The sequence below is a fragment of the Celeribacter indicus genome, from assembly GCF_000819565.1.
GTDB lineage: Bacteria > Pseudomonadota > Alphaproteobacteria > Rhodobacterales > Rhodobacteraceae > Celeribacter > Celeribacter indicus.
Window position 1 is genome coordinate 1,725,739 of the sequence record NZ_CP004393.1, and the last position, 12,672, is coordinate 1,738,410.

General features: G+C 69.1%; 14 protein-coding genes. 3 read left to right on the plus strand and 11 right to left on the minus strand.

Annotated elements, in window-relative coordinates:
• Window positions 1-61 precede the first annotated feature (61 nt).
• From eno to P73_RS08730, 6 genes are all read right to left on the minus strand, one after another.
• On the minus strand, window positions 62-1,339 hold the full coding sequence (eno, locus tag P73_RS08705; protein ID WP_043869313.1) for a phosphopyruvate hydratase: 1,278 nt from the start codon (window positions 1,337-1,339) through the stop codon (window positions 62-64).
• A gap of 116 nt (window positions 1,340-1,455) precedes the next feature.
• Window positions 1,456-2,364 (minus strand): DMT family transporter, encoded by a 909-nt coding sequence (locus tag P73_RS08710; RefSeq protein WP_043869314.1) that lies wholly within the window; start codon window positions 2,362-2,364, stop codon window positions 1,456-1,458.
• Between the two features lie 158 nt (window positions 2,365-2,522).
• A complete protein-coding gene (locus tag P73_RS08715) occupies window positions 2,523-2,933 on the minus strand; it encodes a Fur family transcriptional regulator (RefSeq protein ID WP_043869315.1) in 411 nt (136 codons plus the stop codon).
• Between the two features lie 61 nt (window positions 2,934-2,994).
• Window positions 2,995-3,825 (minus strand): PhzF family phenazine biosynthesis protein, encoded by an 831-nt coding sequence (locus P73_RS08720; RefSeq protein WP_043869316.1) that lies wholly within the window; start codon window positions 3,823-3,825, stop codon window positions 2,995-2,997.
• On the minus strand, window positions 3,822-5,090 hold the full coding sequence (locus P73_RS08725) for a cation:proton antiporter (RefSeq protein ID WP_043869317.1): 1,269 nt from the start codon (window positions 5,088-5,090) through the stop codon (window positions 3,822-3,824). Before P73_RS08725 ends, P73_RS08720 begins: the two co-directional genes overlap by 4 nt.
• 63 nt (window positions 5,091-5,153) lie before the next feature.
• Complete coding sequence (locus tag P73_RS08730) at window positions 5,154-5,855, minus strand: endonuclease/exonuclease/phosphatase family protein (protein WP_245629253.1); 702 nt, start codon at window positions 5,853-5,855, stop codon at window positions 5,154-5,156.
• 69 nt (window positions 5,856-5,924) lie between these two features.
• Between P73_RS08730 and P73_RS08735 the strand changes: the two genes are divergently transcribed.
• On the plus strand, window positions 5,925-6,575 hold the full coding sequence (locus tag P73_RS08735; RefSeq protein ID WP_052453125.1) for a DUF2238 domain-containing protein: 651 nt from the start codon (window positions 5,925-5,927) through the stop codon (window positions 6,573-6,575).
• Window positions 6,576-6,587: 12 nt separating this feature from the next.
• On the opposite strand, the gene P73_RS08740 is transcribed toward P73_RS08735, so the two are convergent.
• From P73_RS08740 to P73_RS08750, 3 genes are all read right to left on the minus strand, one after another.
• Window positions 6,588-7,988: a protein adenylyltransferase SelO gene (locus P73_RS08740; RefSeq protein WP_043869318.1), complete on the minus strand. Its 1,401-nt coding sequence runs from the start codon at window positions 7,986-7,988 to the stop codon at window positions 6,588-6,590.
• A gap of 53 nt (window positions 7,989-8,041) precedes the next feature.
• Complete coding sequence (locus P73_RS08745) at window positions 8,042-8,992, minus strand: nucleoside hydrolase (protein ID WP_043869319.1); 951 nt, start codon at window positions 8,990-8,992, stop codon at window positions 8,042-8,044.
• A gap of 76 nt (window positions 8,993-9,068) precedes the next feature.
• On the minus strand, window positions 9,069-9,563 hold the full coding sequence (locus P73_RS08750; protein ID WP_052453126.1) for a hypothetical protein: 495 nt from the start codon (window positions 9,561-9,563) through the stop codon (window positions 9,069-9,071).
• Between the two features lie 125 nt (window positions 9,564-9,688).
• Between P73_RS08750 and P73_RS08755 the strand changes: the two genes are divergently transcribed.
• Window positions 9,689-10,102 carry a SufE family protein gene (locus P73_RS08755; RefSeq protein WP_043871532.1) on the plus strand — a complete coding sequence of 138 codons (414 nt, stop codon included), beginning with the start codon at window positions 9,689-9,691 and terminating at the stop codon, window positions 10,100-10,102.
• 45 nt (window positions 10,103-10,147) lie between these two features.
• On the opposite strand, the gene P73_RS08760 is transcribed toward P73_RS08755, so the two are convergent.
• On the minus strand, window positions 10,148-10,783 hold the full coding sequence (locus P73_RS08760) for a DUF1638 domain-containing protein (RefSeq protein WP_052453127.1): 636 nt from the start codon (window positions 10,781-10,783) through the stop codon (window positions 10,148-10,150).
• Window positions 10,780-11,475, minus strand: a complete 696-nt coding sequence (locus tag P73_RS08765; protein ID WP_043869320.1) for a corrinoid protein — start codon at window positions 11,473-11,475, stop codon at window positions 10,780-10,782. Before P73_RS08765 ends, P73_RS08760 begins: the two co-directional genes overlap by 4 nt.
• Before the next feature lie 88 nt (window positions 11,476-11,563).
• On the opposite strand from P73_RS08765, the gene P73_RS08770 reads away from it, so the two are divergent.
• Window positions 11,564-12,664, plus strand: coding sequence for a PA0069 family radical SAM protein (locus P73_RS08770; protein ID WP_043869321.1), 1,101 nt, complete (start codon window positions 11,564-11,566; stop codon window positions 12,662-12,664).
• Window positions 12,665-12,672: the final 8 nt, after the last annotated feature.

The window sequence follows — 12,672 nt, forward strand, 5'->3', positions numbered from 1 at the left end:
GCGCCGCAAAAAGCCCCGCCGGACAGGCAGGGCTTTCTCTTGTGAAACCAGAGGTTTGCGCTCATGTCCTCAGGATGGAGCGGCCGGCATATTCGGCGGTTTCCCCGAGCTGTTCCTCGATGCGGATCAGCTGGTTGTATTTCGCCATCCGGTCGGAGCGGGACATCGAGCCGGTCTTGATCTGGCCGCAATTGGTGGCAACGGCGAGATCCGCGATGGTCGCGTCCTCGGTCTCCCCGGAGCGGTGGCTCATCACATTGGTGTAGCGCGCACGGTGGGCCATGTCGACGGCGCGGAGCGTCTCCGACAGGGTGCCGATCTGGTTCACCTTCACGAGCATCGAATTCGCGACGCCCTGCGCGATGCCGTCGGAGAGGCGCTTCGGATTGGTCACGAAGAGGTCGTCGCCCACGAGCTGCACCCGGTCGCCGAGCTTTTCGGTCAGGAGTTTCCAGCCCTCCCAGTCGTCCTCGGCCATGCCGTCCTCGATCGAGATGATCGGGTAATCGTTGCACAGCTCCACGAGGTAGTCGGCGTTTTCTTCCGAGGTGAGGGACTTGCCTTCGCCCGTCATCTCGTACTTGCCGCCCTCGTAATATTCGGTCGAGGCGCAGTCGAGCGCGAGATAGATATCCTCGCCGGGGGCGTAGCCGGCCTTTTCGATGGATTTCAGGACGAAATCAAGGGCTTCGCGCGTGGAGTTGATGTTCGGTGCGAAGCCGCCCTCATCCCCGATCCCGGTGTTGTAGCCGGCGGCCGACAGTTCCTTCTTCAGCGTGTGGAACACTTCGGAGCCCATGCGGATCGCCTCCCGCACGCTGGTGGCGGAGACCGGCATGATCATGAATTCCTGGAAGTCGATCGGGTTGTCGGCATGTTCGCCGCCGTTGATGATGTTCATCATCGGCACCGGCAGGACGCGCGCGGCGGAGCCGCCGACATAGCGGTAGAGCGGCAGGGCGGAGTAATCGGCCGCGGCCTTGGCGCAGGCGAGCGACACGCCGAGGATGGCATTGGCGCCCAGCCGGCCCTTGTTGTCGGTGCCGTCGAGTTCGATCATCGCCGCGTCGATGGCTTCCTGTTCGGTCGCGTCCATGCCCACGAGCGCCTCGGCGATCTCGCCGTTGACGGCGGCCACGGCTTCGAGCACGCCCTTGCCGAGGTAGCGCGCCTTGTCGCCGTCGCGCTTCTCCACCGCCTCATGCGCGCCGGTGGAGGCGCCGGAGGGGACGGCGGCGCGGCCCATGGTCCCGTCCTCGAGGATGACGTCGACTTCGACCGTCGGATTGCCGCGGCTGTCGAGGATCTCGCGGCCGATGATGTCGATGATGGTGCTCATGCGTAAGTCCCTTCGCTGTTTGCGGGCCAGTCGCGTGTTGTGATAGCAGGCGCGGCGCAAGGGTCAACAGGCCATGCGCTAACATCGTGCGGGGCTTCGGCTTTTCGCGGCGGGGATCAGGCGCCGCGCGGTCCGGCCGCCGTGTCGGCCGCTGCCCGGTGCGCCCGCGCGAGCTGGCGTTCGCGCAGGAAGGTGTAGAGGCCGGAGGCGATGATGAGCGCGGAGCCGAGCCAGGTGAGCAGGTCCGGCCGTTCGCCGAAGACCACGACGCCCGCGATCATCGTGAAGATGAGGCGGGTGTAGCGGAACGGCGTGACGGCGGAGGCATCGCCGAGCCGCATCCCCGCCACGATCGCCGCATAGCCCAGCACGCCGAAGGTGATGCCGCCCGCGACCTTCAGCAGGTCGGCGGCCTGGGGCGTGACGGCGCTGTCGCCGGAAAGCCAGAGGTTGAGCAGGGTCGCGGGGATCACCGCGAGGAAGGCCTGGAAGGAGACCACGCTCGAGGGCACGGCGGCGTCCATCACGCGGGTCATCAGGTCGCGCGTCGCCACCGCGATGACGGCGACGAGCACCCAGAGCACCTGCGGATCGAAGCCCGCGAGGCCGGGGCGGATGATGACGAGCACGCCGGCGAAGCCGACCGCGATGGCGAGCCAGCGCCGCCAGCCGACGCGCTCGCCGAGAAACAGCGCCGCGCCGAGCGTGACCGCGAGGGGCATCGACTGGAACACGGCGCCGACGATGGAGATTTCCGCGCGCGACAGGGCGGTGGTGAAGGCGACGGTCGCCACCGCCTCGGTCAGCGCGCGCAGGAGCACGAGGGGCCGCCAGTTGCGCGGCACGAAGACCGCCTGTCCCTTGGCGCGGGCCCAGATCAGGAAGATGACGGCGCAGCCCGTGGCGATGAAGAACACGGCCTCGCCCACGGGAAGGCTCTGGGAGAGGAGCTTGATGAACATGTCCTCGAGCGTGAAGGCCGCCATGGAGGCGATCACGAGGAGAATGGCGGTGACGTTGTTCATCTTCTCGGCCTTTGCATGGGGAGAGTGTCCGAGGCTTTGCCGCGATCCCGCGGAGGGGGCAAGGGCGGGAGGGGTGTCAAAGCTGCGGACGGGGGGTGCGCGAACGCGCACATTGAAGAGAGGCTGCGCGGCGTGCGGCCTCGCGCGGACCGGTCGTGTCAGGGCTTCTTGCGCGTGCCGTAGAGTTCGAAGCGGTGGCCGGTCAGCTCGTAGCCGAGCCGTTCGGCGATGCGTTCCTGAAGCGCCTCGATCTCCGGGTCGAAGAATTCGATCACCTGGCCGGTCTCCATGTCGATGAGATGGTCGTGATGGGCGCGGTCGGCGGCCTCGTAGCGGGCGCGCCCGTCGCCGAAGTCGAGCTTCTCGAGGATGCCGCGCTCCTCGAAGAGGCGGACCGTGCGGTAGACCGTGGCGAGCGAGATGCCTGCATCCTTCGCGGAGGCGCGGGCATAGAGTTCCTCGACATCGGGATGGTCGCGCGCCTCGTCGAGCACCGAGGCAATGACCCGGCGCTGGTCTGTCAGGCGCAGCCCCTTGGCCTCGCAGCGGGAGAGGATCGTGGTCGGCATCTGGCCTCCGGTTCGGTCGTGGACCCCACGTTAGGCAATGGCGCGGGCGGGGTCCAGCCCCTCAGGTCACGAGCCGTCCCTCCATCACCCGCACCGCGGCGCCGCCGATGGTCACGGCCTCGGGCGTCGCGGTGACGGAGATGCGGGAGGGCCGCCCCATGTCGTCGCCCTGGTGGACGGTGAAGACCGCCCTGTCGCCCGTCCCGGCCAAGAGCCGCCCGAGCGCCGCGGCGGCGGAGCCGGTCGCGGGATCCTCGGGCACGTTGTCGAGCGGGGCGAACATGCGCATGTGGATCGTGTCGCCGTCGCGCCAGTAGGGCGCCTGGGCGAAATCGAGCCCGGCGGGATGGAGCGCGTTGCCCGCGCGGAAGGCCGCGAGATCGGTCGCGATCCGCGACAGGGCGGCGCGGGAGGCGAGTTCGGTGAAGGTGAAGGCGAGCCCCATCCCGGCCATGACCGGCGGGCCTGCGAGATCGGCGCGGGCCAGTCCCAGCGCGGCGGCGACGAGGTCGGGGGCGGGCCGGGCGAGGATCTCGAGCGGCTGGCGGGCGACGAAATGGGCCCGCCCGTCATGCGCCACCGCGTCGATCCGTCCGATCTTCAGCTCGAGCCGCATCTGCGGCCCGTGCCCCAGGCCGGCCAGCGCCACCGCCGCGCCGATGGTCGGATGGCCGGCGAAGGGCACCTCTGCCACCGGGGTGAAGATGCGCAGCCTCGCGGTATGGGCCGGATCCTCGGGCGGGTAGAGAAACACGGTTTCCGAGTAGTTGAACTCCCGCGCGATCTCCTGGAGCCGGGGCTCGGGCAGGTCCTGCGCCTCGGGGATCACGGCCAGGGGATTGCCGCCGAAGGGGCGGTCGGTGAAGACGTCGTAGGTGAGGTATCGGGTCACAGGTTCAGCTCCTGTTCGCGGCTCAGTTTGCGTGCGAGCGGCGCCACGGTGAGCCCCTGCACGATGATGGAGAAGACCACGACGATATAGGTCGCGGTCAGGATCAGCGGTTTCCATTCGTTGTCCGGCAGGGCGAGGGCGAGGGCGACGGAGATCCCGCCCTTGAGCCCGCCCCAGGTCATGATCGGGATCGTGCCGGGGGTGAAGGAGCGGAACGGCTTGAGCATCGTCACCGGGATCGCCACGGCGGTGAGCCGCGCGACGAGGGAGAGCAGCACGGCGAGCGCCCCGGCGATGACGGAGGAGAGGTCGAAGGCCACGGCGAAGACCTCGAAGCCGATCATCAGGAAGAGGATGGCGTTCAGGATCTCGTCCACCATCTTCCAGAAGGCGTCGACATAGCGCCGGGTCTGTTCCGACATGCCGTATTTCGCGCCGACATCCCCGATCAGCAGCCCCGCGCAGACCGCCATGATCGGGGCGGAGATGCCGAGCGCGACGGCGAGTTCGTAGCCGCCGAAGGCGAGGCCGAGGGTGATCAGCACCTCGAGCGCGTAATCGTCGATGAGCCGCATCACCCGGAAGGTGAGCCAGCCCAGCACGAGGCCGAGGAGCGCGCCGCCGAGGGCTTCCTTGGCGAAGAGCAGGAGCGCGCTTTCGACCGTCGTGCCCGCCTCGTGCGCTTCGCCGCCATGTCCGGCGGCGCCGAAGGCGAGGCCGACGAGCACGAGATAGACGACATAGCCGACGCCGTCGTTGAACAGGCTCTCGCCCGCGATCTTGGTCTCGAGGCTCTTCGGCAGGTCGGCCTGGCGCAGCACGCCCAGCACCGCGACGGGATCGGTGGGGGAGATCAGCGCGCCGAAGGTCAGCGCGATCAGGAGCGGCATTCCGGTGAGCCAGGAGAAGCCCACGCCCACCACGGCGGTCGACAGGCCGACGCCGAGCGTGGCCATGAGGAAGACCGGCGGCCAGTTCGCCCGCAGGTCCGACGTCTTCACATGCAGCGCGCCGGCGAAGAGCAGGAGCCCGAGCATGCCCTCGAGCAGCGTGTCGGAGAAATCGAAGGCGACCACCTGCGCGCGAATCGTCTCCTCGACGCGGGAGCCGGGCCAGATCGCGTCGAGCCCGATCACCGTGAGCGAGGCGATCAGCGCCACGACGAGGATGCCGATCGCGGCGGGCAGGCGCAGGAACAGGTAATTGAACGCGCCGAACATGCCGGCGAGCACGATGAGGAGGGAGGTGATCTGCAACAGCGACATGGGACCGTCCGGAAAGGATTTTTCCCGAACCTACCAAAGTCCCGCCGGACCGGAAGCGAAAACTCAGAGCCGGGCGAGGTCGGCCCAGACCGGCAGGTGGTCGGAGGCGCGCCGGCTCTGCTCGGTTTCCACCACGCCCGCGTCGCGCAGGTCGAGCGCCGGGGTATGCGCGATCCGGTCGAGCGCCGCCATCGGGCGGTTCGCATGGAAGGACCGCCCCGGCGCATGGATCTCGAAGGCGTCGCGCAGCGGGTCGAGCCCGCCCGTCTGCGACCATTCGTTGAAATCGCCGAGGATCACGGTCGGACGGTCGTCGAGCCGGGAGAGATGGGCGCGGATGGCGTGAAGCTGCTTCTGGCGCGAGCTGCGCAGCAGCCCGAGATGCACGCCCACGATGCGCAGCCCGGCGATGTCCACCGCCACCGCGCCGCGCGGCTCGAGCCCCGGAAGCTCGAAGCGATGGTCGGCCTCCACGGTGGCGTCCTTGCGCACGAGAATCGCGTTGCCGTGCCAGCCGACCGACACGGCGGAAAGGTTGACCGGCACGGCGGTGAAATCCGTATGCGTCTCGATCATCCGGAGCGGCAGGGCGGCCGGGCGCGCCCCGAGGCGCATGTCCGCCTCCTGAAGCGCCACGGCCTGCGCCCCGATCTCGTTGATCACGTCGAGGATCCGGCCGGGCGCGCGCAGCCCGTCGGTTCCGCGGCATTTGCGCAGATTATAGGAGGCAAGACGCATTGCGCCGGTTTCGACTTTGGGCATCATGGGACTAAGATAGGGGCAGGGCCGCGGGATTTCACCCTCCCGGCCGCAGGATCAGAGACAGGAAGACCGATGCACCGGATCATGGAAAAAGCCCGCAAGCAACCGCTCATCATGCGACTCGTCTGGGTCGCGCTGATCGTGGAACTGGTCGCGAGCCTCGTGTCCGGCCGCTACGTCTCGTCCTTCGTGGCGCTCGGCACCTTCGGGCTCACGCTCCTGCCGATGGTCTTCGCGAGCCGGTTCCACATCTACGTGCCGCCGAGCTTCATGACCGCGATCGTGCTCTTCATCTTCGCGACGATCTTCCTCGGGGAGGTCGGGGATTTCTACGAACGCTACTGGTGGTGGGACGTGATCCTGCACGGCGGCTCCGCCGTCGGCTTCGGCCTGATCGGCTTTCTCGCGATCTTCATGCTCGTCCAGGGCGACCGCTATGCCGCGCCGCCCTGGGGCATCGGCCTCTTCGCCTTCTGCTTCGCGATGACGATCGGCGCGCTATGGGAGATCTTCGAATATGCGATGGACCAGACCTTCGGCATGAACATGCAGAAATCCGGGCTCCAGGACACGATGTGGGACCTGATCGTGGACGCCGGCGGCGGGCTCGTCGGCGCGACCTGCGGCACGATCTACATGGCGCGCAAGACCGGCGCGCCCTTCTCCGGCGTGCTGCGCGATTTCATCGACCGCAACGAGCGGTTCTTCGAGAAGTTCCGCTGAGCCGCGGCGGCGTCAGGTGCCGCAGAAGGTGCGGGTGACGCGCTCCTCCTCGCGGGGCGGCACCGCCAGGTCGCGGTCGTCCCCGGCCAGATCGAAGGGTCGCAGCAGCACGCGCGCGAGGCGGCGGGCCTTGCCGTCGTCGCCCTCGAGGCTCGCCGCGATCGCCTCCTCGATGCGGTGGTTGCGCGGGATCACCGCGGGATTGGCCTGTGCCATCGCCGCCGCGGCCTCTGCCGAGCGGCGCCTCTCCCACCGTGCCTGCCAGGCGTCGAAGGCCTCGCGGTCGAGCATCCAGTCGCGCGCGCTGCCGTCCACGAGGCCGCGGAACGTGTTGGTGAAATCCGCCCCGTCGCGCGCCATCAGCCCGAGCAGGTCCTGCACCAGGGCGACATCCTCATGCCCCGGCTCCGCGATCCCGAGCTTGGCGCCGAAGACGGCGATCCATTGCGCCTGGTAGAGGTCGGGAAACGCCTCGAGCTCCTGCGTCAGGGCCGCCACCGCCGCCGCCTCCGATCCCAGCTCGCGCTCCGCCAGCGGCACGAGGCAGGATCCGAGCTGGGCGAGGTTCCAATGCGCGATCGTCGGCTGCTGCTCATAGGCATAGCGCCCGAAGCGGTCGATGGAACTGTAGCAGGCCGCCGGGCTGTAGCCGTCGATGAAGGCGCAGGGGCCGTAATCTATCGTCTCGCCCGACACGGCCATGTTGTCCGTGTTCATCACCCCGTGGACGAAGCCGAGCCCCATCCAGCGCGCGATCAGCCGCGCCTGCGCCGCGATCATCGCGCGATAGAGGCCGCACACCCCCTCCGCCTCGGGAAAGTGCCGCGCCCGGACGTGGTCGGCGAGGATCTCCACCGCCTCCGTGTCGCCGCGGGCGGTGAAATACTGGAAGGTGCCGACGCGGATATGGGAGGCGGCCACGCGCGTCAGCACCGCGCCGGGATAATCCCGTTCGCGCCGCACCGTCATCCCGGTGCGCACCGCCGCCAGCGCCCGCGTCGTCGGCACCCCGGCGGCATGCATGAACTCGCTCACGAGGAATTCGCGCAGCACCGGCCCGATCCAGGCCCGCCCGTCGCCGCCGCGCGAATAGGGCGTGGGGCCCGCGCCCTTGAGATGGATGTCGAAGCGCCCCGCCTCCGTCGCCACCTCGCCCAGCAGCACCGCGCGCCCGTCGCCGAGCTGCGGCGACCAGCCGCCGAACTGGTGGCCGGCATAGGCCTGCGCGAGCGGGGTCGCGCCGCCGGGGACCGCGTTGCCGGCAAAGACCTCCGCCCCCCAGTCCGCGACCCCGAGCGACGCCGCGAGCGCGTCGTTGCGCAGCACGATCTCGGGCGCGGGCACCGGCTCGGGGGCGATCCGCGTGTAGAACCGCTCGGGCAGGCGGGCATAGGAATTGTCGAACTCGGCCATGACGCTGATCTAGCCCCCGTCTCCTTTGTGGCAAAAATACTCCCGCCGGAGGCTCACCCGAGCCGCCGCACGCGCTCGGTCAGCAGCGCGAAAAAGCCCTCTGCATCGGCGTCGCCCATGAACATCGCGTTCGCCGGACGGTCGGTCACCCCCCACCAGTCCGCCACCGTCATGCCGCGGGTGAGGGCGGAGCGCGTCTCGATCTCCACGTTGACGAAGCGGCCGGAAAACAGCTCCGGGCGGATCAGATAGGCGATCACCGTCGGGTCGTGGAGCGGGCCGCCGACGGAGCCGTATTTCTCCACGTCGAACCGTTCGAAGAAATCGAGCCAGCCTGCGATGGCCTCCCCGAGCCGGGTGCCGAAGTCGCGGAAGGCCCGCAGCCGCTCCGCCGTGACCAGCACCTTGTGCGTCATGTCGAGCGGCATCACCGTGAGTTTCACGCCCGATCCGAACACGATCTCCGCGGCTTCCGGGTCGACATAGATGTTGAACTCGGCGGCGGGCGTGATGTTGCCCACTTCGAAATAGGCCCCGCCCATCAGCACGACCTCCTCGACGCGGTCCACGATGTCGGGGGCGCGGCTGAAGGCCGTGGCGAGGTTCGTGAGCGGGCCGAGCGCGCAGAGCGTCACCGTGCCGGGCGGTTCCCGGCGCAGCGTCTCGACGATGAAATCGACCCCGTGCCGGTCCTGGAGCGGCATGCGCGGCGGCGGCAGCTCGATCCCGTCGAGCCCGGTCTTGCCGTGGACATGCTCCGCCGTCACGAGCGCATGGGCGAGCGGGCGGTCGCATCCGGCAAAGACCTTCACATCCGGGCGTCCGGCGAGTTCGCAGACCTTGCGCGCATTCTCCGCCGTGCGCGCCAGCGGCACGTTGCCGGCCACGGCGACGATGCCCAAAAGGTCGATCTCCTCCGGCGAGCCGAGCGCGAGGAGGATCGCCATGGCGTCGTCCTGGCCGGGGTCGGTGTCGATGATGATCCTGCGGGGGACATCGGGCATGTGCGCGCCTTTCGCCTGGTCGTCGGGCCGCACGATGGCGCGCCGCCGCGCGGATGTCAAAGGGGGCGGGCGCGGCTCAGCGGCGGACCTGCCGCGCGCCCTCCGCGCCGATCACGACGATGGTGCCGGCCTGCGCGAGCTCCGCCGTCGACAGGGAGGCCGCGGCGGTGATCTGCCGCTGCGGGGCGGTGCCGGTCCGGGCCGGGCCCGGCGGCGGGCGCAGGCGGAATTCGAAGCTGAGCGTGCCGGGGGCGGCGGAGGGGACGCGCACGAGTTCGGCGTCGAAATAGCCCGCGGCGGGCAGGGAGGCCGTCGCCGTGACGATGGCCCCGGAGGCCGAGCGGGACACGGAGACGTCCGAGATCGCGGGGGCGAGCGGGCGGGTGTCGACGAAATGGGGATAGCCGCGGCGCGGGGCGAGCGTCGGCAGGATGGCGGCGCCGGTGTCGCTCACGGCCACCGCCTCGGAGGGGCCGAACCAGTTGACCGGGTTGATCCGGGACTCGCGCACCGTGGCGCAGCCCGCGAGCAGCGCCAGAACCAGACCCGAGATTACCACCTGACGCCGCATCGGCCTCTCCCTCACGATTTCCTTGCCAAAGGGCTAACCGAAAAGCGGGGGCTTGAAAAGGGGCGGCGCTGGACCTTTCCGGGGCGAGGGCGTATGCAGGGGCCCGACAGCCCATGGAGGTGGAGATGGCCCGCGAACAGTTTGAAGAGATCGTCGAGACCTTCGAATTCCTCGACGACTGGGAGGACCGCTATCGCCATGTGATCGAGATGGGCAAGGCCTTTCCGCCGCTCGACGAGGCGCTGAAGGTTCCGGCGACGAAGGTGGAGGGCTGCGCCTCGCAGGTCTGGCTGGTGCCGACCGTCGAGGACGGGCGGTTCGAGTTCGAGGGCGCCTCCGACGCGATGATCGTGCAGGGGCTGATCGCGGTGCTGCACGCGCTCTATGCCGGCCGGCCGCTCGACGAGGTGCTTGCGGTGGACGCCCAGGCGGAGCTGGCGCGGCTGGGGCTCGACGAGCATCTGTCCTCGCAGCGCTCGAACGGGCTGCGGGCGATGGTGCAGCGGATCCGCGAGACCGCGAAACGCGCGGCGGCGTGACCGTTGCGCCGGTGAGTATTTCGGGCAGCAAAAAGCCGGGGCCGGTCAGGCGCCGAGGAAGCCGCCGAGATCGCCATATCCGGTGAAGCGCCGTTCGAAGGCGAGGCCGAGCCGGTCGGCGCAGGCGCGCGCGGTTTCCGTGAGCGCGGGATCCTCGGTCTGGGCGAGGTAGACGAGGGTTTCGTAATTGCCGAAATAGATCTCGCGCAGCTCGGGGTAGCGGTCGAGGCCGAGCGGTGTCCAGACGAAGGCATCGAACTGGCGCGCGAGGAAATCGGTGAGATAGAAGCTCGTCGCCTCCGCGCGCGCGGCGAAGGCCGCGGTTCCGTCGAAGAAGGCATAGCAATGCGGCGCCTCGATCATGTCGACGCCGAGCCGGTCGCAGAGCGCCCGGAGCCCGCCGCCGGTGCCGCAATCGCCATAGGCGACGAGGATGCGGTCGTACTCTGCGCGGTGCTCGCGGATGGCGCGCTCGACCGCCTCGGGGATCTTCGCGGGCGTGTTGTGCAGGATCGCGGGCAGGCAGGTGAGGCTCAGGTGGTCGAGCCGGTTCGCCTCGATGAGCGCCAGCACCTCGCGCGCCAGCGCGCCGCAGGCGATGACGAGCGTCCGGCCCGCGCCGGTGGTGCCGAGGCCGCGGTCGCGCAGGGCCGTGTCGGTGAGGCGGGCCGGCCGGCTCACGCCCGGTTGTGCCGCGCGTGGATCAGCCGCTTGGCGGTTTCCACGGCGATGGCGGCATCGTCGCAATAGGCATCGGCGCCGATGGCGCGGCCGAATTCCTCGTTGAGCGGCGCGCCGCCGCAGAGCACGATATACTTGTCGCGCAGCCCCTGGGCATCGAGGCTTTCGATCACCGTCTTCATGTAGGGCATGGTCGTGGTCAGCAGCGCCGACATGCCGATGATGTCCGCGCCCTCGCGTTCGGCCGTGCCGATGTAATTCTCCGCCTCGGTGTTGATCCCGAGGTCGATGATCTCGAAGCCCGCGCCCTCCATCATCATCGCGACGAGGTTCTTGCCGATGTCGTGGATGTCGCCCTTCACTGTGCCGATCACCATCTTGCCCATCTTCGGCGCGCCGGTCTCGACGAGCAGCGGCTTCAGGATCGCCATGCCGCCCTTCATCGCCTGGGCGGCGCGCAGCACCTCGGGGACGAAGAGGATGCCGTCGCGGAAATCGTCGCCGACGATCTGCATTCCGGCGACGAGGGATTTCGTCAGGATGTCATAGGGCGTCCAGCCTCGTTCGAGCAGGATCTGCACCGCCTCCTCGATCTCCGGCTTCAGCCCGTCGTAGAGATCGTCCATCATCTGTTCGGTCAGTTCCCCGTCGTCGAGCTCGGAGAGGATCAGATCGTCGTCTTCCTCAGACATGCGCGTTTCCTTTCATCAGGCAGGTCTTTGCCTCGCGAGCCTCTTTGCGCTCTTGGCAAATGTTCTCACTTTGTTCTAGTCTTGCGGCATGAGCCGCGAATCCACATTCTTCTCCGACACCCTCCCGCTCGGCCTCGTGCCGAAGGCGCGGGGCAGCCGGTCCAACGCCGCCGGCCGGTTCGAGCGGCTGGCGCGGGAGACCTTTCTCGACGGCTGGGACAGCGAGGCGGAGGCGCGCACGCTCGGCACCACCACCGTGGACGAGCGCCCGAAGAAAGTCATCACCCGCAACGACAGTCCCGACATTCCCTTCGACCGCTCGGTCAATCCCTATCGCGGCTGCGAGCACGGGTGCAGCTATTGCTTCGCCCGTCCCAGCCATGCCTATCTCGGCCTCTCGCCGGGGCTGGATTTCGAGACGCGGCTGACGCGCAAGCTCGGCGCGGCGGAGGTGCTGGCGCGCGAACTGGCCGCGAAAAGCTACGAGGTCGCGCCGATCGCCATCGGCACCAACACCGACCCCTACCAGCCGATCGAGGCGCGCGACCGGATCATGCGCGCGATCCTCGAGGTGCTGCGCGATCACAACCACCCGGTGACGATCACCACCAAGGGCACGCTGATCGAGCGCGACATCGACCTGTTGCGGCCGATGGCGGCGAAGGGTCTGGCGAGCGTCGGGATGTCCGTGACCTCGCTCGGCTCGCGCCTGTCGCGCCAGATGGAGCCGCGCGCGCCCGCGCCGGCGCGCCGGCTGAAGACGATCCGGGCCCTGAGCGAGGCGGGCATCCCGGTGCGGGTCATGGCGGCGCCGATGATCCCCGCGCTCACCGATCACGAGCTCGAGGCGATCCTCGCCGCCGCCGCCCAGCACGGGGCGCGGGCGGCGGGCTACATCATGCTGCGCCTGCCGCGGGAGGTGGCGCCGCTGTTCGAGGAGTGGCTCGCCGCCCATGTGCCCGACCGCGCCGGCCGCGTGATGAAGCGGATGCGCGAGCTGCACGGCGGCGAGGTCTATGACAGCCGCTGGGGCAAGCGGATGACGGGGGAGGGCGAATGGGCGGAGCTCATGGCCAGACGCTTCGACATCGCGCTCGCGCGCAGCGGGCTGGCGCGGAAGATGCCGCCGCTGCGGACGGATCTCTTTGCCGTGCCGCCCAGGCCGGGCGACCAGCTCAGCCTGTTCTGACCGGAGAC

Coding starts and splice junctions, on each gene's coding strand:
- P73_RS08770 (WP_043869321.1), top strand. CDS start 11,564: ATGAGCCGCGAATCCACATTCTTCTCCGACACCCTCCCGCTCGGCCTC.
- P73_RS08755 (WP_043871532.1), top strand. CDS start 9,689: ATGGCCCGCGAACAGTTTGAAGAGATCGTCGAGACCTTCGAATTCCTC.
- P73_RS08710 (WP_043869314.1), bottom strand. CDS start 2,364: ATGAACAACGTCACCGCCATTCTCCTCGTGATCGCCTCCATGGCGGCC.
- P73_RS08745 (WP_043869319.1), bottom strand. CDS start 8,992: ATGCCCGATGTCCCCCGCAGGATCATCATCGACACCGACCCCGGCCAG.
- P73_RS08765 (WP_043869320.1), bottom strand. CDS start 11,475: ATGTCTGAGGAAGACGACGATCTGATCCTCTCCGAGCTCGACGACGGG.
- eno (WP_043869313.1), bottom strand. CDS start 1,339: ATGAGCACCATCATCGACATCATCGGCCGCGAGATCCTCGACAGCCGC.
- P73_RS08750 (WP_052453126.1), bottom strand. CDS start 9,563: ATGCGGCGTCAGGTGGTAATCTCGGGTCTGGTTCTGGCGCTGCTCGCG.
- P73_RS08730 (WP_245629253.1), bottom strand. CDS start 5,855: ATGATGCCCAAAGTCGAAACCGGCGCAATGCGTCTTGCCTCCTATAAT.
- P73_RS08740 (WP_043869318.1), bottom strand. CDS start 7,988: ATGGCCGAGTTCGACAATTCCTATGCCCGCCTGCCCGAGCGGTTCTAC.
- P73_RS08735 (WP_052453125.1), top strand. CDS start 5,925: ATGCACCGGATCATGGAAAAAGCCCGCAAGCAACCGCTCATCATGCGA.
- P73_RS08715 (WP_043869315.1), bottom strand. CDS start 2,933: ATGCCGACCACGATCCTCTCCCGCTGCGAGGCCAAGGGGCTGCGCCTG.
- P73_RS08725 (WP_043869317.1), bottom strand. CDS start 5,090: ATGTCGCTGTTGCAGATCACCTCCCTCCTCATCGTGCTCGCCGGCATG.